The following is a 20,980-nucleotide window of genomic DNA, read 5'->3' as shown; positions in this document are numbered from 1 at the left end:
GGTGAGCTTAATCAATCCCGTATTTTTCTATTTTATTATAGAGTGTTTTTCTGTCAATATTCAGGATTTTAGCAGCTCTTGATTTATTGTATTTTACTTCATTCAAAGTTTTTATGATCATTGCTTTTTCCTGTGTTTCGAAAGAGGATTTAAGGTCCTTTGTTTCGGCAGTGTGAATGCTGGCGTTTTCTGGTATCAATAAATCAACGGGTAATGCCTCTTTCTGAATATAGCCCTCGGGTGTTAGTAAAACGGCTCTTTTAATGATGTTTTTAAGTTCTCTGAGGTTTCCTGGCCAGCTGTATTTTTTGAAAACTTCGATTACTTCAGGAGAGAAGCCTTCTATATTTCTGCCCAGATCCTCGTTTGCCTCTTCCAAGAAGATATCTGCATAATGAAACAGGTCTTCCGTCCTTTCTCTTAGAGGAGTGGATTTTAAACTGAATTCATTGAGCCTGTGGTATAGGTCTTCCCTGAATTCACCAGCTTTTGATGCTTGGGAAAGGTCCTCATTGGTAGCCACTATGATCCGTACATCTATTGGTATATCTTTTGTGCTCCCAATTTTTTTGATTTTTCGTTCTTGTATTGCTCTAAGGAGCTTTATTTGCACTTCGTAGCTTAAGTTGCCAATTTCATCTAAAAATATAGTGCCTCCGTTGGCGGTTTCGAAGTGTCCTGTTTTATTGTCTAAGGCGCCTGTAAAGGAGCCCTTTACATGGCCAAAGAGTTCACTGCCTGCAAGCTCTTTTGAGAGTGAACCACAGTCAATGGCGACAAAAGGACCGTTTTTTCTGGATGACTTTTCGTGTATTCTTTTTGAAATAAATTCTTTACCCGTACCACTTTCTCCCAATACCATCACGCTCATTTCAGTGGGAGCAACTAAAGAAATATACTGCTCAAGCTGTAATGCCTCCGGGCTTTTGCCTACCACATATTGAGTGTTTGTGGTTTGTTTATGTGATGGGCTTTTATTGCTTGATGGAGTGGGGGTGGGACTTTCTTTAGAAGTTTGTTTTTTGGGAGCAGCTTTTAGCGCTTCCTGAACTGTAGAAAGTAATTCGTCAGGATTGACAGGTTTGGTAATGTACTCAAAAGCCCCTAGCTTCATGGATTTTACAGCTGTGCGGATATCTGAATAGTTGGTAATAAGGATTACCCTTGTATTTTTTTCTGATTGAATAATGTTTTCCAATACTTCCATTCCCGTACCATCTGGAAGCCTGTAATCAGTGATGACCAGGTCGTACTCTTCCTTTTCCATATCAGAGGAGGCATCTTTTATCCTGGTTGTGGTGTGAACCGTGAACTGATGCTTCTCCAAGAAGTTTTTTATGATTTTGGAATAAGTTAAATCATCCTCAATGAGAAGTATTTTTTCTTTAGCCATAGGTTTCTTTTATATCAATAATCAGGTATAAGCCGAAACTATGCCATAAAGCTCGGTCTTCCGGATTATTTGTTAATAATCAATCTCCTTATGCTGGTTCTTAGGCCAAGGATGGGTTGTTATTTGTTGATTTTTAGGGTGTTGTGGTTTGGTGTTGTCTACAAAAGTAACCATAAAATTATTGTCATTATCAATAAAAATAGAAGATTTTTGGTGGTTTTTTAGGCGCTTTATTACCAGTGGGGGAAAATGTATTTTGAAGTAGGCAAATTGAGTTTTGTGAGCTTTTTGCTTATGAGTGGTTTTAGTTAAGTGTTTATTTATTAGTTGCTTATGATGTTTCCGTGTTCGTCAAAGGTGGCTGTAATGGCAAATTGTTCGTCATCTACAAATTTAAGGTCATAGTAAACTTTGCTCCTTAATTTGAGCATATTGGCTTCTACTAATTTTAAGTTGGAGAAAATCAAATCAGCTTCGATGTTTTTGGTCACTAAAGCAGGTATTTCATGTGTTTCAATTGGCTTAAGTTCAACTGCCAGTGTTGTCGTTGATTTTACGTTAGTGGCATGGTTATTTGAAGGGTGAAGTTTTTCCTGCTTGGTACACCCTTCTAGTATTAATGGAAATAGAGGAATAATAAGTAATCTTAGGAATTTCATTTTAAGTACTTGTTAGGGTGTATTTGTGCCAAAGGTATTTAATTGTTGATATGGAAATTATTTCCAATGATTATTAATGCACGAATATCAGACCAATAACAAAAAATGATGTAAAAGTAACTTATTTGTAACTGTATAACATCTTATGAAACGAGCGGTGTGGAGTTTTTTCTACAGTTTGTAGAGTTCTGACTTAGCTTTTAGGAGGTTTTGTGTTCAATAAATCGAAGGAAAGAATGTTTTTTCAATGGTCCTAAATAATTATATTTGAGATAAATAATAAATTAACTAACTCTTTGCTTGCAAAAAGGCCCTCAGGTACGTGCACTTGAGGGCTTATTTTTTGTGTGGCGAATGACTATATTTGGCAGTTGAATCTGAAAAAAATATGGAAGCGTCCTCTCCGATAGGAATTTTTGATAGTGGTATAGGTGGTTTAACAGTGGCTAGGGCAGTCAAGAACCTAATGCCTAATGAACAGCTGATTTATTTTGGTGACACAGCGCATTTACCTTACGGGGACAAAAGCACTGCATCTATTCAAGCTTATTCTGTGAAAATCGCCGATGTGTTGTTGCGGGCGAGGTGTAAGGCAATTCTTATTGCTTGTAATTCAGCATCTACCGCAGCATTTGAATTGGTAAAAGCATATGTGGCATCAAGGGCAAAAGTATTTGATGTGATAGAACCGGTAGTGGACTATGTGTCTGTGCACCATGGAGGAAAAAAAGTAGGTCTGATTGGTACTAAGCAGACCGTTAATTCTGGCGTGTACAGGCAAAAGATTGAGGCACTCAATAAAAGAGTGCAGTTTTCCTCATTGGCGACACCTTTACTCGCTCCGATGATTGAAGAGGGGTTTCATAATAATCAAATCAGTCAGGTGATCGTGGAAAATTATTTGGAGGATGAAGAACTGAGGGGGGTGGAAGCATTGATTTTGGGTTGTACGCATTATCCCTTAATTAAAGCGCAAATAGATAGTTTTTACGATGGAAGCGTAGAAGTGATTGATAGTTCAGAAATGGTTGCACAGGCGACATTTACAGCATTAAATTCACTCGGACTATTGAATACGGGAGAGAAGCGAAAGGATAGGTTTTTGGTTTCTGACTATACGCCGTCTTTTGAAAATACGACCAAGCTTTTTTTTGGCAAAGAGGTAAGTTTGGAAAAATATCCACTTTGGGAATGATTTGATTAGCAAGAGTTCCGGGGGCAGGGGATGATCGGTTTTATGATGTTGTTTTTTTTATAATTATCATGAAGTATAATAATGTTTGTGGGAATTATACTGTGGTAAATTTATGGAGGTTCAGAATTTTGTTTACCTGATTTTTTTATTACTTATTTATATTCTGAAAAAATGAATTTTTCTTTTGGAAATAAGGTTATGAAAGCCCGTGTTAATGTGGGGGAAGTTATAAAAAAGATGTAACTTTGCTTCTTAAAATATTACTTGCTAACACTCGATGAGCGATCAAATCAAACACGAATGCGGGATTGCCATGATCAGGCTCCGCAAACCTCTTCAATATTATATTGATAAGTACGGAACTCCCTTGTATGCAGCGAACCGACTTTATGTCCTTATGCAAAAGCAGATCAACAGGGGACAAGATGGTGCAGGTATTGCGAATATCAAGATCAACAGCAAACCAGGGACGCGGTATATCAGTAGGTATCGGTCAATTGACCCGCAGGCAGTTAATTCCATCTTTGCCAAAGTTTCCAAGAAATACAAGAAAGCTAAGAAACTTGGCGGTGAAGAGGGACTCAAAGATGCCCAATGGATAAAGGACAATGTCGCTTTTTCGGGAGAAGTCTGGTTAGGTCACCTGAGGTATGGGACACATGGAGAAAACAGTATTGAGACCTGTCATCCATTCCTAAGGCAGAATAACTGGCGGAGTAGAAATTTGGTCATGGCGGGAAACTTCAATATGACCAATGTGGAGGAATTGTTCGGTAAGCTGGTGGAATTAGGGCAGCATCCTAAGGAAAAAACAGATACTGTAACGGTGATGGAGAAGATCGGTCACTTTGTAGATGAAGAAAACCAAAGAATCTTCAATAAGTACAAAGAGGAATACTCCAATAATGAAATCACAGAGGTGATTGAAAGAGAATTGGATGTGGCCAGGATTTTAAGAAGGTCTTGCAGGGACTTTGATGGCGGTTATGCCATGGCTGGTATTATTGGAAATGGAGCCAGTTTTGTGGTGAGAGACCCTTCAGGAATCAGGCCTGCCTATTACTATGCTGATGATGAAATCGTGGTGATAGCTTCAGAAAAGCCGGCCATTAAATCAGCTTTTAATATTGATTATAACGCCATCAAGGAAATTCAACCGGGAAATGCCTTGATCGTAAATAAGGATGGATCTTTTGGAGAACATGAGATCATTCCTGCTTTAGAAAAGAAATCTTGTAGTTTCGAAAGAATTTATTTTTCCAGAGGTACGGACCCGGACATCTACAGAGAGCGCAAGCAGCTAGGCAGGGCGCTCATCCCCCAAATTTTAAAAACCATAGATTTCGATCTGAAAAACACTGTCTTTTCATATATTCCTAATACCGCTGAAACTGCCTTTTTGGGACTGATTGAAGGCCTAGAGGATTATCTAAGTGTCAAAAGGAGAGAAATTCTACTGGATGGTAAGCCCCATTTGGGAGATATAGAAGAGTTGTTGAATTTCCGTCCTAGGGTGGAGAAATTGGTAAATAAAGATGTCAAACTTCGGACATTTATTACCAATGACAATGACAGGGATGTAATGGTGGCCAATGTATATGATACTACCTATGAGGTGATAAAACCCGGCGTGGATACTATTGTAGTGTTGGATGACAGTATTGTAAGGGGGACCACTTTGGAAAAAAGCATTCTGACCACGTTGGATAAATTAAATCCCAAGCGGATCATTGTAGTTTCTTCAGCTCCTCAAATTAGATTCCCAGATTGTTATGGTATTGATATGTCTAAGATGAAGGAATTTATTGCCTTTAGAGCGGCTTTGAAATTGTTGGAGGAAACTGGTCAACAATATATTCTGGATGAAGTGTATGAAAAATGCAATGACCAGCCGAATGCAGGGGAGAATTTTGTAAAAGAGGTTTATAATCAATTTACCCCTCAGGAAATATCCGATAAGATTGCAGATATCATTACTGCCGACCATATCAAAGCGGAGGTGAAAGTAATTTATCAAACGGTAGAGAACCTTAATAAGTCCTGCCCAGAGCATCTTGGTGATTGGTATTTTACGGGTAATTTCCCTACCGCCGGAGGGATGAGGGTGGTCAATAAATCCTTTGTCAACTTTATGGAAGGAAAGGCCGTAAGGGCATATTAAAAGTATAGGAAAATAAATTGTAGAAAGGCCATTTTAATAGATGGCCTTTTTTGGTATTAGGACCATAATGTCTAAATTTCTCATCTTAATTCTAATAAAAACATGAGTATAAATACAGCACTTTTAAAGCAAGTTTGTGAAATAGCCGGTGCGCCGGGTTTTGAGAAAAGAATCAGGGATTTGGTGATCGATCAAGTTACTCCACTGGTAGATGAGGTGAAAGTGGATAATTTGGGGAATGTCATCGCTATCAAAAGAGGCGTGAATAATCCTGATGGAAAAAGGGTTATGGTGGCCGCCCATATGGATGAAATAGGTTTTATTGTTACCCATATAGATGATAATGGCTTTTTGAGGTTCCATACCTTGGGAGGTTTTGACCCGAAAACATTGACAGCGCAGCGTGTGATCGTTCATGGTAAGAAGGATTTGATTGGTGTGATGGGTAGTAAGCCTATTCATGTAATGACGCCTGAGGAGAGAAATAAACTTCCCAAAACTATTGATTACTTTATTGATCTTGGGATGAGTAAAGAGGAAGTGGAAGAGTATGTTGCTATTGGTGATTCAGTAACCAGAGATCGAGAATTGGTGGAGATGGGCAATTGCGTTAACTGTAAATCAATAGATAATAGGGTAGCTGTATTCATATTAATTGAAGCACTGAAAAGTATCAAGAATCCGCCTTATGATGTCTATGCTACATTTACTGTTCAGGAAGAAGTAGGTTTGAGAGGCGCCAATGTCGCAGCCCATGGAGTTGATCCGGATTTTGGAATAGCTTTGGATACTACCATTGCCTATGATGTGCCAGGGGCATCTGCTCATGAGAAAATTACCGAGTTGGGAAAAGGGACAGCCATTAAGGTGATGGATGCCATGACGATCTGTGATTATCGAATGGTGGATTTTATGAAGAAAACAGCGACTGAGAAAAATATCCAATGGCAGCCTGAGATACTTACTGCGGGTGGCACTGACACAGCCGGAGTACAGAGAATGGGGAAGCAGGGCGCTATAGCGGGTGCGATATCTATTCCGACCAGACATTTACATCAGGTGATTGAAATGGCCAATAAGGATGATATAGCCGCCAGTATTGAATTGCTCAATGCCTGCCTGGAGAACCTAGATCAATATGACTGGAAGCATTGAAGTATTTGAAATAAAATATGTATGTCCCCAAGTGTGCCTCTTTGTTCATCGAAATCTGGTGCAATAAAGAAAATCTTATCTGAACTATTTGGTATCTCAACTATAAAAAAAATCAGCCATCCAACTCCTTGATAGTTGAGGAAATGTTGACTTATCATGAGGACGGAAAGAAAGGAGGGTAAGCTGTTTATAGTTAAAATATTGAAAGGTATGTTCCTTTACTTCTCTAGGCCTTAAGGAGTAGATTACCCTAAGTCTCTGATAAGAGAAACACGGCTAAAACACGGGATAAACACGGGATAAGCAGGGGTTAAATATGGGTTAAACAGGGCCGTTAAAAATGTTACATTCATTAATATGCCTATCGGTTTTTACAGCAATAACCGTATTCCCCATTGATACCGCGGACCTGGCTAAAGGCTGTAGACAGATTTACGCTTATGAACTACCCAGCGATAGACAGGTTTAATCAATCATTTCTGTGAGATCTGTGCCATTTGTGAGAGCATGTTTTGAAGCGTATATACTCGTGCAATAACAGATACACAGATAGCAAAAAAAAAGGCCTTCTGATTCTAAACTCAGAAGGCCTTTTTTATGCTTTGACTTTCTTTTTGGGGACCTTTTTCATGAGGTATTTATAGAGTTCTTGATAGGAGGTATGCTCATGGTTGCTAAGACTAATGGAGGTTTTGTCCTCAAATGCAATGGTAATTTGTCTAAACTCTTTTTTATTGGTAATGACAATTTCCTCTTGCCAAGCTAAGACTTGGTTCAAGTCATATTGTTTTTTAAATCCTTTTAATGGTAATTTAACTTCAATTTTTTCCTTTCCTGCGTTGATAAACCGGTAGCCGGCCATCATTTTGACGAGAATCAATAATATGACCACGGTGAGCAGGGCTGCACTGATCAAATAGAAAAATAATCCATAGGACCTAGAAGTGCTGAAGTCATTAAGAATATAACTGAGCCCTGAAATTAATATGACCACTATGGCGCTTAATGATATATAAGTAGCTCTTTTTGGTTTACACTGAATCATAATCTTTTAATAGCTCATCAAGTTTTCCTTTGGCAAATTTAACCAAATCAGGAAAGAAAGCATCAAAATAGGTCTTAAGCTTTGCTTCGTTTTCTTTTAAAAACAGGTGTGCGGTTTCCATTTTAGAGTCAAATTTCGTGTGTTTGGAAATGCCCGTTAGGGAGGCTTTCATTCCTTCAATAGTGCCATAAGCCACCAGCCAATTGTCTTTTTTCATATAATGAAATAAATACATGAAGTTTTGCGGGAGAAGGTGGTCGTTTTTTTCTATGGTACTATACACTTCATCAGCAAATTTTTCGATGCTTCTGTCATCATAGTCTTTCCAGTATTTGCTCAAAAAATAGTCGAAATATACATCGGTTATGACCAGTGAGTATCTTTTATAGTGGGGTTTCAGGAGTTCTTGGGCTTCTTTGACCATAGGGTGACTGTCAGTAAAATCATCTATTGCCCTATGTAACTTGATGCCAATGACTATTCCAGGTTCGAATTGTTCTTCTAAATTCCCCCGGACAAAATCACCAATAAAGTTGCCCAAAAGCACCTTTGGATGATCAAATGAAAGATATGCATGTGCTAAAAAATTCAAGATAGAAAATAGGGTTAAATGGTTTGCGACATTATCAAATACATTAGATTTGATGATTAAAAATAACCATTGATGTCGAAAATACAGGAAGAATTAAAATTTACTTTACAACTTTTGAAAAAAGAGTGGGCAGAGGACCTGGAGCAATACCGCTTGAAGACATTAAGTGCTTCACTGGCGGATAAGAAAAAGGAAGGGATATGTTGGTATCCTGTCCAGGTTATCAAAACTAAAGTAGGTATGGGTGAAAGGTTGATATTGGAAGTGGAGAGAGCGGAAAGCGGACAGTCACATAGTTTCCAGTCGGGTAAATCCATTTCCTTGTTTTCCAATTTTTCGGAGGGCAAGGCTCCTAGGGTCAATGGAATAGTGAATTTTGTGCGTAAGAATACCATGACCATTACGCTGATGGGCAATGAATGGCCAGACTGGTTGCATGATGGCAAACTGGGAGTGGACCTGCATTTTGATGAGGCCAGCTATAGGGAGATGGACTTTGCGATGAACAGTGTGATCAAAGCAGAAAGTGGTAGGCTGGGCCAATTAAGAGATGTTTTCTTAGGGGAAAAACAAGCTGATTTTGATGATGGATTTATTACAGGGGATATTGATGGTTTGAATAATAGCCAAAATGAAGCGGTCCGAAAGGTGCTGAACACTCAAGACGTGGCGGTGGTACATGGTCCTCCAGGAACAGGGAAAACTACCACCTTGGTTGCTGCCATTAAAGAGGTTTTAAAAAGACATCCTCAGGTTATGGTGTGTGCTCCCAGTAATGCTGCGGTGGACCTTTTGGTTGAAAAATTAAGTATAAGTGGTGTGTCGACACTTCGGATAGGGCATCCTGCCAGAGTCGATGATCAGATATTGGAACAGACTTTAGATGCTAAAATAGCTGCGCACCAGAGTTATAGGGACCTTAAAAAACTCCGAAAATCTGTGGAAGAATATAGGAGAATGGGCAGGAAGTACAAGCGAAATTTTGGTCAGGCAGAGCGAGAGCAAAGAAAACGTTTACTGGCTGAGGCTAGTAAAGCCAAAGAGGCAGCGGCACATTTGGAAGATTATATAATTTTTGATGTTTTTCAGCAAAGTCAAGTTATGGCGACCACTTTGGTTGGGGCCAATAATCCGGTCTTGAAAGGAATGAAATTCCCCGTTGTATTTATCGATGAAGCTGGTCAAGGATTGGAACCGGCTACTTGGATACCTGTGATGAAAGCAGATAAGATCATCATGGCGGGAGATCACTGCCAACTTCCTCCGACGATCAAATCTTACGAAGCCAGTAAAGAAGGCTTAAGTGAGACTTTGTTTGAAAAGGTGATCAAGCGACAGGCCAATGCCAGTATTATGCTGAGGATGCAGTACAGGATGCCTGAAATGATTATGAAGTTTTCCAGCGAATATTTCTATCAAGGGGCTTTAAAAGCTGCAGAGAACACCTTGCAACACGCTTTAGGCAAGGAAGAGCCAGTGATTGAATTCATAGATACTGCGGGGAGTGGTTTTGCCGAACACCTTGAGAAAGATTCGCTCAGTAAGCTCAATACAGAAGAAGCGAGGTTTTCTCTTGGAATGTTGGAAAAGCTGATTGATAGATTGGGAATGGAAGCTTTTCAATCAGAGAAGTATTCTATTAGTATTGTCTCACCTTATAAGGCGCAGGTGAAAAAGCTTACGGAATTATTGGAGGAAGGAGAGGGATTTGGTCAATTAAGGGAATTAAGAGATAATATAAGCGTAGGGACTATCGACGGATTTCAAGGGCAGGAAAGAGATATTATTTTGATCAGTTTGGTCAGGTCCAATGAGCAAGGTGAAATAGGTTTTCTGGCTGATATCAGAAGGATGAATGTGGCTTTGACTAGGGCTAGGAGGAAGTTGATCGTTGTGGGAGATAGTGCTACTTTGAGTGCTCATCCGTTTTACCAGCAGTATTTGGATTTTGTTACCGAAAATGGTTTTTATAAGAGCATTTATGAAGTTATGGAATTTTAATTGGCCATAATGCCTGGAGGAAATGGCCTTTCAGGCATTATGACATCAGAAATTATTTTTGATCTTTCTTTTCTTCCATATAGGCAAGGTTGAGATAACTCAAAACATTTCCAAAGGCTTGGGCGGACTTTTCCTGTTCCGGACTTAGTTTCTTGCCAGTAAGGCGGCACAGAAGAAGCCCATAGACACCGTTGATGCAGATTTGGATTTCATGACCTAAGTCTTGTCCATCAGCATTCATAATGGCTTCGATTACATGAGGCTTGGCTTCATTGTATATTTTGAAATATTCCTGATCAGTTTTAAGCAGATCCCAATGGATTTTGGCCAAGTGATCCACTTCTTTTTGGGTAGTGGAAAGGTGTCCGGTTTCTTGGATTTTCTCATGCTTCATTTGTTGAACCAGCGAGCGGAACCAATCAGTGATATCTGTCCTTTCTTGATCGGATACAGGGTAATGGGAGATGACATATTGGCGGATTTCATCCATATTGAATTGGTAAGACCTGATCAGGTCCTCCATTTGGTACATATAAACAATATATTCCCCTATATTTTTCTCTCTTTTCTTTTCCGCCAGTTGTTTCATGATTTGAGTTTGATTTTGGAGCTGCAAAGATAAGGAGCATAATAAGGTTCAACAAGTCCATTAAGCTAAAGAAAAGCTAGTGAAGGTGATAGGGATATAAGGTATTAGGGAACTATATGATAAATATGTCAATGCTATACTATTAAAACACTAACTATTTACTATTTTTGCCCTCAGAATGGATATGCAAAAAATAAGAAATTTCTGTATCATAGCCCATATTGATCATGGGAAGAGTACATTGGCGGATCGTCTCCTACAGTTTACCAATACGGTGACCGAAAGGGAGATGCAAGATCAATTATTGGATAATATGGATTTAGAGCGTGAGAGAGGGATTACCATTAAGTCTCATGCCATCCAAATGAAATATAATTACCAAGGGGAGGAATATGTCCTGAACCTGATAGATACTCCTGGCCACGTAGATTTCTCCTATGAGGTTTCACGTTCTATTGCGGCTTGTGAAGGCGCATTATTGATTGTGGATGCTTCTCAGGGGGTAGAAGCTCAGACCATTTCCAATTTATATTTGGCCATGGAGCATGATCTTGAGATCATACCTGTATTGAATAAGATAGATCTTCCAGGTGCAGACCCTGAGGTGGTTGCCGATGAGGTGATCGACTTGATTGGATGTGAGAGAGAAGATATCATCCATGCTTCCGGTAAGGAAGGTTTGGGGATAGAAGATATTTTGAATGCAGTGGTTGAAAAAGTGCCCGCTCCAAAAGGAGATGTGGATGAGCCATTGCAGGCTATGATTTTTGACTCTGTTTATAATCCTTTCCGTGGTGTGGAGGTACTTTTCCGTGTGTTCAACGGAACCATCAAAAAGGGCGATAAGATTAAATTTGTTAATACAGGAAAGGAATATGATGCGGATGAAATCGGGATTTTAGGTATTCAACAAAAGCCGCAGGACACGATAAGTGCTGGTAACGTTGGCTATTTGATTTCTGGGATCAAGGTAGCAAAGGAAGTAAAAGTAGGGGATACCATTACCCATATAAAAAGACCTTGTACCAAAGCGATCCAAGGTTTTGAAAATGTGAAGCCCATGGTTTTTGCAGGGATTTATCCTGTAGATACTACCGAGTTTGAGGAGTTAAGGGCTTCTATGGAAAAACTTCAGTTGAATGATGCTTCTTTGGTTTGGGAACCGGAGACCTCAGCAGCATTGGGCTTTGGATTCCGTTGTGGATTCCTGGGGATGCTTCATATGGAAATTATCCAGGAGCGATTGGAGCGGGAATTTGATATGACGGTTATCACTACAGTGCCATCAGTCCAGTTCAAAGCATTAATGAACAATGGGGAATATAAACTGATCAATGCACCGTCTGATATGCCTGATCCGAACCTTTTCAAGCATATTGAGGAGCCCTTTGTTCATGCCTCCATCATCACTAAGTCCGATTACGTGGGGCCAGTGATTCAGCTTTGTATGGAAAAGAGAGGCCAGATCAAGAACCAGGTATACCTCACTGCGGATCGGGTGGAATTGTCATTTGATATGCCATTGGCAGAGATTGTATTTGACTTTTTCGATAAATTAAAAACTATTTCCAGAGGTTATGCTTCATTGGATTATGAGCTGAGAGAGAACAAGCCATCCAATATGGTTCGTTTGGATGTGATGTTGAATGGTGAAGTAGTGGATGCCCTTTCGGCTGTAGTCCATAGAGACAAAGCCTATGAGTGGGGCAAGCGACTTTGCGAAAAATTAAAGGAATTAGTGCCACGTCAAATGTTTGAAATTGCTATTCAGGCGGCGATTGGTACCAAGATTATTGCCAGAGAAACTGTAAAGGCCATGCGTAAAAATGTATTGGCCAAGTGTTATGGTGGAGATATTTCCCGTAAGCGTAAGCTACTTGATAAGCAGAAGAAAGGGAAGAAGCGAATGAGACAAGTAGGTAATGTGGAAGTGCCTCAAGAAGCATTTATGGCAGTATTAAAGTTAGATTAGAAGAGGCTAGATTCAAGATGTAAGACTTTTATTGTTCTGAATTAGAAGCCATGATCTTGAATCATAGAATAATCTTTAGATATTAAATTTGGTAAATAAACTGTGATTAACAGGTGGGATTCCCACTTCGTACTTCTCACTTAAAGAATAAATTATGCCTACAATAATAGACGGTAAAAAAACATCAGCAGAAATTAAAAACGAAATTGCTGACCGAGTTAAGGAAATCAAAAAAGAAGGAGGTAAAATTCCTCATTTGGCTGCGATCTTGGTGGGTAATGATGGAGCCAGTCAGACTTATGTAGGAGCTAAGGTAAAAGCTTGTGAATTTGTTGGGTTTGATTCCACATTGGTACGATTAGAGGATAGTGTCTCTGAGGAGGAGTTATTGAAAACAGTGGAAGATATCAATGAGAATCCGGAGATCGATGGGTTGATCGTTCAGCTTCCATTGCCTGATCATATATCAGTGGAGAAAGTGACCGCTAAGATCAAGCCTGAAAAGGATGTGGATGGTTTTACCCCAGCCAATGTAGGTAGAATGGCTTTGAATTGGCCTACATATGTTGCTGCAACGCCATATGGAATTGTTGAATTGCTTAAGCGATATCATGTTGAAACTTCCGGTAAGCATTGTGTGGTGATAGGAAGAAGCCATATTGTGGGGTCGCCAATGAGTATCTTGATGGCCAGAAATGGAAACCCAGGAAATTGTACGGTTACCCTTACTCATAGTAGAACACAAAACTTAAAGGAGATTACCAAAACCGCAGATATTCTTATTGTGGCCATTGGTAAACCTGAATTTGTCACTGCGGATATGGTGAAAGAAGGAGCTGTTGTAGTGGATGTGGGGATCCATAGAATTGAAGATGCTTCTAAAAAGAGCGGGTTCCGATTGATTGGAGATGTTAAGTTTGATGAAGTTGCTGATAAAGTTTCAGCAATTACTCCTGTTCCAGGAGGTGTTGGTCCGATGACCATTGCTTCATTGCTTTATAATACCTTACAGTCAGCAGAAAAAAAGGTATATCCTTAAGATAGGTAGATATTTTTAAGGGCAGGCTTTTTAATTGGGAGGGAACTTCCAGTCATGAAGCCTGCTTTGTTATATAAAAAGGCCTAAAGCCAGAACATAAGCGGTTCAATTACCCGCTCAATCAAAAATTATTATGATAGATAAAGATTTAGTAGAAAAGGGATTGAAGCTTCCTGTCATGGAAGCGTTTTACACCATTCAAGGTGAAGGGACATTTACAGGACATCCTGCTTATTTTATCCGCTTGGGAGGTTGTGATGTTGGTTGTGTTTGGTGTGATGTGAAAGAATCATGGGAAGCAGGTAAATGGCCCGTATTATCTATCGAGGAGATTGTACAGGGGGCTTTGGAACATCCCGGAAGATTGGTGGTGATCACTGGTGGAGAGCCTTTAATGTATGATTTAAATCCGCTCACATCCCTATTAAAAGAAAAGGGTTTCATTATCAATATTGAAACCAGTGGAACGCATCCCTTTTCAGGACATTTTGATTGGGTTTGTTTTTCCCCAAAGAAATTTAAAGAACCACACGAAAGTATTTTTGAAAGGGCGGATGAACTAAAGGTGATTGTTTTTCATAAGAGTGATTTTGATTTTGCAGAGAAGCATGCTGCTATGGTTACTGAAAAGTGTAAAAAACTGCTTCAACCCGAGTGGAGTAGGTCAGAAAAGTACATCAACGACATAATTAATTACGTAAAAAGTCATCCAGATTGGAATATTTCGCTTCAAACTCATAAATTTATGGATATACCATAAATAAATGCGAACAACCCAAATAGTCCTCTTTTTTATATTTATCAGTTTTCATCTTTACGGCCAAGAGTATACCGTTGATGATAGGAGAGCTATTAAGCTTTATCAAGAGGGGGAAGATTTGACTTTGAGAAGAAGGTATGATGAAGCGATGGAGAAGTTTGAGTTGGCGGTAAAAAGAAATGATAATTTTTTGGAGGCATATAGAAAGTGGTCTCAGTTATTGTTAAATAAAGGAGATTATCCAGAGGCGCTTCAGGTGTCCATCAAGGGTGATTTGAAAAGTGCGGGGAATATTGAACATAAGGCCAGTTTTGCATGGTTGATCACGAAGATATATTTGAAGTCTGGTGATTTTGATCAGGCCGTAATGAAGTTTCAATCATCTCAGCGATATTTTTCCAATGCCCTAAAGGCTTCTCACGCTTATAAGGAAATGGATGAACAACTTTCATTCATTGAAAGTGAAATGAGAAAGACCAAGCAGATCGATAAGGAGAAGCTGCCAGTACCACTCAATGAATTTTATCAGCAGTATTTTCCTGTATTAACAGCAGATAGCAGACAGATGCTGTTCACAAAAAGAGATGGGATAGCGCGAACTGATCATGAGGATATTTTTACTTCTACCTGGGATGGGCTGAGCTGGTCCAGTCCTGAGACTTTGGGAAATAATATAAACACCGTATATAATGAGGGTACTTGTACCATTTCCGCAGATGGGAATATATTGATATATACTAGCTGTGATGCGCCTGATTCCTTTGGTTCTTGTGATTTATACATTGCCTATAAGATAGATGGTAAATGGCAGCAGCCAAAAAATATGGGCGAGAAGGTGAATTCCAGGTATTGGGATTCTCAGCCATCATTATCTGCTGATGGCAGTATTCTTTTCTTTTCATCTAACCGAAGGGGAGGATTTGGAGGGAATGATATTTATTATTCCATGAGGGATAAGTTAGGTGTTTGGTCGGTTCCTGTGAACGTAGGGGCTGTTGTGAATACCAAGTTTGATGAGGTTTCACCTTTTTTATATTTCAATAATGAGTTGTTGTTTTTTGCTTCTAATGGACATTTGGGTTTTGGAGGGATGGACCTGTTCAGTAGCAAGATCAGTAAAGGAGAATTTGAAATGCCTGATAATTTGGGTTATCCTATAAATGATCAGCAGGATCAATTGGCCTTGTTTATTACTGCACAAAGGGATTATGCTTATTATACCGAGAATTCTATTCGGAACGGTGTTCTGGACAGATCTTATTTGTTTCGCTTCACTTTTCCTGAGGAAATTGATCTTGGAGAACGCTTGATTGTTACCGGAGGTAAAGTCGTGAATGAAAAGACAGGAGAGCCAATTGTAGCTTCTTTGGCTTTGGTAAATTTAGAGAACGACAGTACCCTCTATGAGTTTAGGTCAAGTGGAGATTCAGGGCAATTTATGATGATTTATCCTGATAAGGCGTTTTCTGGACTTTATGTTGAGAAAAAGGGCTTTTTGCCAAAGATCTATAATGTGGAAAAAGATAGCTTAAAGGATATCAAAAATATGGAGATTGGTCTTAAACCAGTGGCCAAAGGTGAACAGTTCCTATTTGAAAATGTGTTTTTTGATTTTGATAAATCAGAATTAAAACCAGCGTCAAAAAGCTCCTTGTCAAGACTCAAAAAGTTCCTTTTGGAAAATGAGCAAGTGAATATTGTAATAGAAGGGCACACGGATAATATTGGAGAAGAAAGTTATAATCAAGATTTGAGTATGCGCAGAGCGAAAAGTGTACAGTCTTATCTTATTGAAAACGGTATTCCAGCTTCCAGATTGGAAGTGATGGGCTGGGGGGACAAAAAGCCCTTGGTACCTAATTCCAATCAATCCAATAGGGCTAAAAATCGAAGGATTGAGATTGTAATAAATTGAAATCAAAGAAAATTCGTTGGTTTTGTTTTTATTTGGAGGTAATTTTTATTATGTGTATCCGTTTTACTGCACGTATGGGTAAGTGCCCGCAATAACGAGCCTTTCAAAGAGTCCTTTGCCAAAATATCTTCGGTTCAATCTGTAAACAAACTCATTTAAATAGTTCTGTAAATATTTATAAGTTATCATGTGATATACCCCCAACAGGGTTCTTTTAAGATTACTGATTGCTTTGTGTACCCATTTTAAGGTGTCGTTTACGGACTCCTTTCCCGATGGAACGGCCAAATGGGTGGCCACCACTTCCTCTATTTTCGAGTAGGCCGTGTTCTTGTCTGTAAACAGTACCACATCCCCTACGGTATTGGCCCGGATAAAGGCATTGACACTCTCGCAGTCCACTTTGTCCATGACCCTCATTTTGAAATAGCCACAGCGCTTTGTTTTCTGCCCGGAATCCAGGTCTTCCAAGGGTACCGATTCGGCCGCCACCGCTACTGCGGTCTGTTTCTGGCTGCCTTTTCCACGTTTAAGCTGACCCAAGATCTGGTTCTCCTGTACGGTTTCCATATAACACTCGTCATATTCAATCATGTCACTGAGGATATAAAGCTCATCTCGTTGTCCCATGGCTGACCGTATCCTGTGCATCAGACGGAAAGTGGTCTCATATCGGCTAAGCCCCAGTTGCCGCTGGAGCTCAAGGCAGGAAAACCCTTTCTTGGTCGCCGACATAAACAGCATGGCCAATAGCCAGATACGGAGCGGAAGCTTGCTGTTTTCCATTACCGTCCCTGATTTAAGAGAAGAACGTCTCCGACAACTGCTGCATTCGAAAAACCTGCCGTTGGCAAACCAATAGTGTCGGGTTATCTTCTCACAGTTTTTGCACCGTATACCGCTTTTCTCACGGTATTTCTTGATGTATTGTTCACAACTTTCCTCATCTGGGAAATGGCCCGTAAATTCTATAAGGTTCATAGCTTTTCTTGTTTTTATGCAAGAAAACAACTATCCTGATACCTTGAAATTTAATGACACGTATTGTCATATTTTATTACGTGCACTCTTACGGATACACATAATTTTTATTTAGCTGTTTGTTTTTTTGCTCTCATGTTTGAGTTTTTTTAATGAATTGTTTTTCAGTTGGTTATTTCGCTTTTTTTTGTGCAACATAGTTTTATGAAGGTATTATTTAAATAATTTTTAGATTTTGAAAGGAAGAATTCCATTTTAATCTTAAATATGTTATAAATGGTGTTTGGTTGTTGTTTGTGGTCAAAATATTGCTTTGTATTACTGTTTATTTTATCTGTTAGGTTAGGTTTTGTTGATTTAGATCATGTTTTGGTTTGCGTTGTTTATTCAGAATTAAATTTTGTAAACAATAGTTAGGTTGGTTTGTTGTAGGATTATTGATTTTTATAGTTTATTGAAATTGGGGCTTGTTATTGGATTATTAAGAGAGAATAAACTATATTATAGATGTTAAACCAAAATAAAATTATTTATCATGAAGAAAGTTTTACTGCTAGGACTGGTATTCCTTGTGGCTTGTGCCATGGTATACGGTCAAAGCCGTACTGTCACCGGAATAGTGTCTTCCACAGCTGATGGAGAAGCCATTCCGGGGGCTACGGTTCTCGTTAAAGGGACTACAGTAGGAGTAGCTACAGATTTAGATGGGGCGTATTCCATCAATGTGCCATCCGGTAGTTCCGTTCTTATTTTTAGTTTTGTGGGGATGAAGACGATAGAAGTTCCTATTGGAACCAAGTCAATCATCAATGTTGAATTAGAGCCTGATGTGCAGACCTTGTCGGAGTTTGTTATCACATCTTACGGTGACCAATCCAAAAGAGAGATCACAGGGGCTATTGCTTCAGTCAAGGGAGAAGTCTTTGCGAACCTTCCCATGCAATCATTTGATCGTGCCATGCAGGGGAGAATAGCCGGTGTACAGGTTACTTCAGGAAGTGGGCAGCCAGGAGGAACGCTGAATGTAAGGATTAGAGGGACGGGTTCGATCAATGCGGGCAATTCACCACTTTATATTGTGGATGGAGTACAATTGACCACAAGAAGTGCCTCTACCCAAGGTTCCCAAAATGCTCTTGCGGCGATTAACCCAAATGATATTGAATCCATTGAAGTATTGAAAGATGCGGCAGCAGCAGCCATTTACGGAGCACAAGCGGCTAATGGTGTGGTTTTGATCACTACCAAAAGAGGCCGTGAAGGAAAAACTGATATTACACTTTCAGTTCAAGAAGGTGTTGTGCAGCCTTTGGGAGTATATGATGTGATGAATGCCCAACAGCTGGCTCAAATCAAGCAGGCATCTTATACCAATGCAGGATTAAACCCAAATGATGCAGCAGCAATCTATGGTAATCCGGAAGATCCGGACCTAGAGTCCACTGATTGGGTGGATGCGCTTTATCGGGACAATGCTCGGCTGAGTATTTATGATCTTTCTATTTCAGGAGGGGATGAAAAGACTACTTTTTATCTTTCTGGTTCTTATACTTCTCAGGAAGGTCAAGTGATACAGTCAGATTATGAGCGGGGCACAGGTAGACTCAACCTTACCCACCGTCCCAATGACAAATTTACTGTAACAGCCAACTTGTCTTTAGCTTATCAAAGGACCAATGGGACCATTGATAGGGGAAATTTTGTGAATGGCCCATTTGTTTCAGGTTATGCGGCCAGGCCAAATGTTCCTATTTATGATGAAGATGGAGAATTTGCTGCTTATCCTTCTGATCATCTTTTCGGATACAATATTATTCAAGGTGTATATCAGGAATTGAGACGTGCGACAACTGTTCAGTCTGTTTCCAATTTATCCTTGAATTATCAATTTACACCATGGTTGAGTTTTACTTCCTATGCGGGTATAGACTTTACGGATAACCGGGATGAAAACAGCAGACCTTCTACTATTCCTGCTTTTTCGTCTTATGGAGGATCTGCGAGTTATACAGACAGAAGGTATAATAATTTCAATACCAACCATAACTTTAATTTCAACAAGAGTTTTGAAGATGTACATAATATCTCAGGTATTTTGGGATTTGAGTATAAGGGGGCTCAGGATGAGTTGAGTTCTGCCACGGGTAGAGGTTTTGCAAACCCAACATTGAGGTATCTTCAGAATGCTGCCACACCATATGATGTGAATGGTAATTATACAGAATATAAGCGTGCCGGTATATTCGGGCAGGCCAAATATGATTATGACGACCGGTATAATGCGGAGGTAATTCTTAGAAGAGATGGAAATTCCCGCTTTGGTTCAGAATATAAGTGGGGAACATTTTATGCATTTTCTGCTGGATGGAGGATTTCATCAGAAGATTTTCTTCAGGATATGGATTGGATCGACAATTTAAGGATGAGAGCTTCGTATGGTGTTACAGGTAATTCAGAGATTGGGAATTTTGACTCAAGGACCTTGGTAGGAAGTGCGGGACAATACTTGGGAAGTGGAGCGCTTTGGGTGTCCCAGTTAGGTAATGATTTGTTGACTTGGGAAGAAGCAGAAACCTATAATATAGGCTTGGATTGGACTTTATTTAATGGACGTATAATTGGTACGGTGGATTTTTGGAGAAAAAATTCCAATGCATTGCTTTTGGATACTCCACTCCCTATTGATGCGGGCTTTAAGACGATTACAAGGAACACCGGAAAAGTAAGGAATCAAGGTATTGATTTTGATTTGCAAACTGTCAATATAGTTTCAGGAGATTTTCAGTGGAATACTGCATTCAATATCACCTTCTTGGAGAATGAATTGATGGAATTATATGATGGTTTGGATAGGATAGGAAATGATCTTATTGTAGGTAAACCTATTAATTTCTTGTATACCAATCAGTTTTTGGGCGTTAATCCTGCGAATGGTAGGGTAATGTATGAGGACGAGAACGGAGAGTATACTTATATAGCGGGTGAATCATCCTTGAGGTATATAGGTAGTGGCCTACCGAGTAATTATGGTGGTTTATCCAACTCATTTAGCTATGGGCCAGTTTCATTAGAAGTGTTCTTCCAATATCAGTTCGGAAACAAAATCTTTAATTCAGATTTGTATAATATAGCTTATGCAGGATCTAGTCCAGACAATCAGGATGTTTCTCAGTTGGACTATTGGAAGGAACCTGGTGATATAACCAAAACACCTATGCCATATGAAGGAGGGCAGGCACCAGGTACTTCAAGTTTAGGTACATCATCTACCAGGTTGGTCAATGATGGTGGGTATATCCGATTAAAGCAAGTGACCTTGAATTATTCTTTACCAGTGGCTATTGCCAATAAAATAGGGATGAAAAGTGCGAGGATTTATGCTCAAGGGATCAATTTGGCAACATTTACCAAGTTCAATGGGATTGATCCTGAAGTGTTGAGCGTGGGTGAAAGTACCTATGGCGCTTATCCAAATTCGAAGCAATTTTCTGCAGGTATCAATCTAACATTCTAAGACTAAAGC

General features: G+C 39.5%; 15 protein-coding genes. 9 read left to right on the top strand and 6 right to left on the bottom strand.

The features are described from left to right. Positions 1-7: 7 nt before the first annotated feature. Together KZP23_RS22875 and KZP23_RS22870 are read right to left on the bottom strand one after the other, a co-directional pair. A complete protein-coding gene (locus tag KZP23_RS22875) occupies positions 8-1,393 on the bottom strand; it encodes a sigma-54-dependent transcriptional regulator (protein WP_226334108.1) in 1,386 nt (461 codons plus the stop codon). Between the two features lie 323 nt (positions 1,394-1,716). Further along, a complete protein-coding gene (locus KZP23_RS22870) occupies positions 1,717-2,052 on the bottom strand; it encodes a hypothetical protein (RefSeq protein WP_226334107.1) in 336 nt (111 codons plus the stop codon). Between the two features lie 388 nt (positions 2,053-2,440). Here KZP23_RS22870 and murI point away from each other — a divergent pair, with 388 nt between their 5' ends. From murI to KZP23_RS22855, 3 genes are all read left to right on the top strand, one after another. Further along, entirely contained in the window at positions 2,441-3,247 is an 807-nt protein-coding gene (gene murI / locus KZP23_RS22865; protein WP_226334106.1) for a glutamate racemase, read from the top strand. Positions 3,248-3,524: 277 nt separating this feature from the next. Beyond that, positions 3,525-5,408 carry an amidophosphoribosyltransferase gene (locus KZP23_RS22860; RefSeq protein ID WP_226334105.1) on the top strand — a complete coding sequence of 628 codons (1,884 nt, stop codon included), beginning with the start codon at positions 3,525-3,527 and terminating at the stop codon, positions 5,406-5,408. A gap of 102 nt (positions 5,409-5,510) precedes the next feature. Next, the gene (locus KZP23_RS22855; protein ID WP_226334104.1) at positions 5,511-6,563 is read left to right on the top strand and encodes a M42 family metallopeptidase; all 1,053 of its coding nucleotides are present in this window, start codon (positions 5,511-5,513) and stop codon (positions 6,561-6,563) included. Between the two features lie 595 nt (positions 6,564-7,158). Here the strand turns inward: KZP23_RS22855 and KZP23_RS22850 are convergent. Then, positions 7,159-7,608, bottom strand: a complete 450-nt coding sequence (locus KZP23_RS22850; RefSeq protein ID WP_226334103.1) for a hypothetical protein — start codon at positions 7,606-7,608, stop codon at positions 7,159-7,161. Further along, the gene (locus KZP23_RS22845) at positions 7,595-8,200 is read right to left on the bottom strand and encodes an acyl carrier protein phosphodiesterase (protein WP_226334102.1); all 606 of its coding nucleotides are present in this window, start codon (positions 8,198-8,200) and stop codon (positions 7,595-7,597) included. The genes KZP23_RS22850 and KZP23_RS22845 overlap by 14 nt, the downstream gene beginning before the upstream one ends. A gap of 72 nt (positions 8,201-8,272) precedes the next feature. Here KZP23_RS22845 and KZP23_RS22840 point away from each other — a divergent pair, with 72 nt between their 5' ends. Next, entirely contained in the window at positions 8,273-10,201 is a 1,929-nt protein-coding gene (locus KZP23_RS22840; RefSeq protein ID WP_226334101.1) for an AAA domain-containing protein, read from the top strand. Positions 10,202-10,253: 52 nt separating this feature from the next. Here KZP23_RS22840 and KZP23_RS22835 read toward each other — a convergent pair whose 3' ends face one another. Then, complete coding sequence (locus KZP23_RS22835; protein WP_226334100.1) at positions 10,254-10,790, bottom strand: DUF4924 family protein; 537 nt, start codon at positions 10,788-10,790, stop codon at positions 10,254-10,256. Positions 10,791-10,974: 184 nt separating this feature from the next. Between KZP23_RS22835 and lepA the strand changes: the two genes are divergently transcribed. The 4 genes from lepA (at position 10,975) to KZP23_RS22815 (ending at position 16,476) form a co-directional block, all read left to right on the top strand. After that, positions 10,975-12,762, top strand: a complete 1,788-nt coding sequence (gene lepA / locus KZP23_RS22830) for a translation elongation factor 4 (protein WP_226334099.1) — start codon at positions 10,975-10,977, stop codon at positions 12,760-12,762. A gap of 154 nt (positions 12,763-12,916) precedes the next feature. Next, complete coding sequence (locus KZP23_RS22825; RefSeq protein ID WP_226334098.1) at positions 12,917-13,801, top strand: bifunctional 5,10-methylenetetrahydrofolate dehydrogenase/5,10-methenyltetrahydrofolate cyclohydrolase; 885 nt, start codon at positions 12,917-12,919, stop codon at positions 13,799-13,801. A 133-nt stretch (positions 13,802-13,934) separates the two neighbouring features. Beyond that, positions 13,935-14,561: a 7-carboxy-7-deazaguanine synthase QueE gene (locus tag KZP23_RS22820; RefSeq protein ID WP_226334097.1), complete on the top strand. Its 627-nt coding sequence runs from the start codon at positions 13,935-13,937 to the stop codon at positions 14,559-14,561. Positions 14,562-14,565: 4 nt separating this feature from the next. After that, positions 14,566-16,476 carry an OmpA family protein gene (locus tag KZP23_RS22815; protein WP_226334096.1) on the top strand — a complete coding sequence of 637 codons (1,911 nt, stop codon included), beginning with the start codon at positions 14,566-14,568 and terminating at the stop codon, positions 16,474-16,476. 63 nt (positions 16,477-16,539) lie between these two features. Here the strand turns inward: KZP23_RS22815 and KZP23_RS22810 are convergent, their stop codons facing one another. Next, the gene (locus KZP23_RS22810) at positions 16,540-17,457 is read right to left on the bottom strand and encodes an IS1595 family transposase (protein ID WP_226332547.1); all 918 of its coding nucleotides are present in this window, start codon (positions 17,455-17,457) and stop codon (positions 16,540-16,542) included. Between the two features lie 535 nt (positions 17,458-17,992). On the opposite strand from KZP23_RS22810, the gene KZP23_RS22805 reads away from it, so the two are divergent. Further along, positions 17,993-20,971 (top strand): SusC/RagA family TonB-linked outer membrane protein, encoded by a 2,979-nt coding sequence (locus tag KZP23_RS22805; protein ID WP_226334095.1) that lies wholly within the window; start codon positions 17,993-17,995, stop codon positions 20,969-20,971. Positions 20,972-20,980 lie beyond the last annotated feature (9 nt).

The sequence above is a fragment of the Echinicola marina genome (genome assembly GCF_020463795.1).
Taxonomy (GTDB): Bacteria; Bacteroidota; Bacteroidia; order Cytophagales; family Cyclobacteriaceae; genus Echinicola; species Echinicola marina.
The sequence above is the reverse complement of the archived record's forward strand: the minus strand, read 5'-3'. Positions and strand labels throughout refer to the sequence as shown.

Coding starts and splice junctions, on each gene's coding strand:
- KZP23_RS22875 (WP_226334108.1), bottom strand. CDS start 1,393: ATGGCTAAAGAAAAAATACTTCTCATTGAGGATGATTTAACTTATTCC.
- KZP23_RS22870 (WP_226334107.1), bottom strand. CDS start 2,052: ATGAAATTCCTAAGATTACTTATTATTCCTCTATTTCCATTAATACTA.
- murI (WP_226334106.1), top strand. CDS start 2,441: ATGGAAGCGTCCTCTCCGATAGGAATTTTTGATAGTGGTATAGGTGGT.
- KZP23_RS22860 (WP_226334105.1), top strand. CDS start 3,525: ATGAGCGATCAAATCAAACACGAATGCGGGATTGCCATGATCAGGCTC.
- KZP23_RS22855 (WP_226334104.1), top strand. CDS start 5,511: ATGAGTATAAATACAGCACTTTTAAAGCAAGTTTGTGAAATAGCCGGT.
- KZP23_RS22850 (WP_226334103.1), bottom strand. CDS start 7,608: ATGATTCAGTGTAAACCAAAAAGAGCTACTTATATATCATTAAGCGCC.
- KZP23_RS22840 (WP_226334101.1), top strand. CDS start 8,273: ATGTCGAAAATACAGGAAGAATTAAAATTTACTTTACAACTTTTGAAA.
- KZP23_RS22835 (WP_226334100.1), bottom strand. CDS start 10,790: ATGAAACAACTGGCGGAAAAGAAAAGAGAGAAAAATATAGGGGAATAT.
- lepA (WP_226334099.1), top strand. CDS start 10,975: ATGCAAAAAATAAGAAATTTCTGTATCATAGCCCATATTGATCATGGG.
- KZP23_RS22825 (WP_226334098.1), top strand. CDS start 12,917: ATGCCTACAATAATAGACGGTAAAAAAACATCAGCAGAAATTAAAAAC.
- KZP23_RS22820 (WP_226334097.1), top strand. CDS start 13,935: ATGATAGATAAAGATTTAGTAGAAAAGGGATTGAAGCTTCCTGTCATG.
- KZP23_RS22815 (WP_226334096.1), top strand. CDS start 14,566: ATGCGAACAACCCAAATAGTCCTCTTTTTTATATTTATCAGTTTTCAT.
- KZP23_RS22810 (WP_226332547.1), bottom strand. CDS start 17,457: ATGAACCTTATAGAATTTACGGGCCATTTCCCAGATGAGGAAAGTTGT.
- KZP23_RS22805 (WP_226334095.1), top strand. CDS start 17,993: ATGAAGAAAGTTTTACTGCTAGGACTGGTATTCCTTGTGGCTTGTGCC.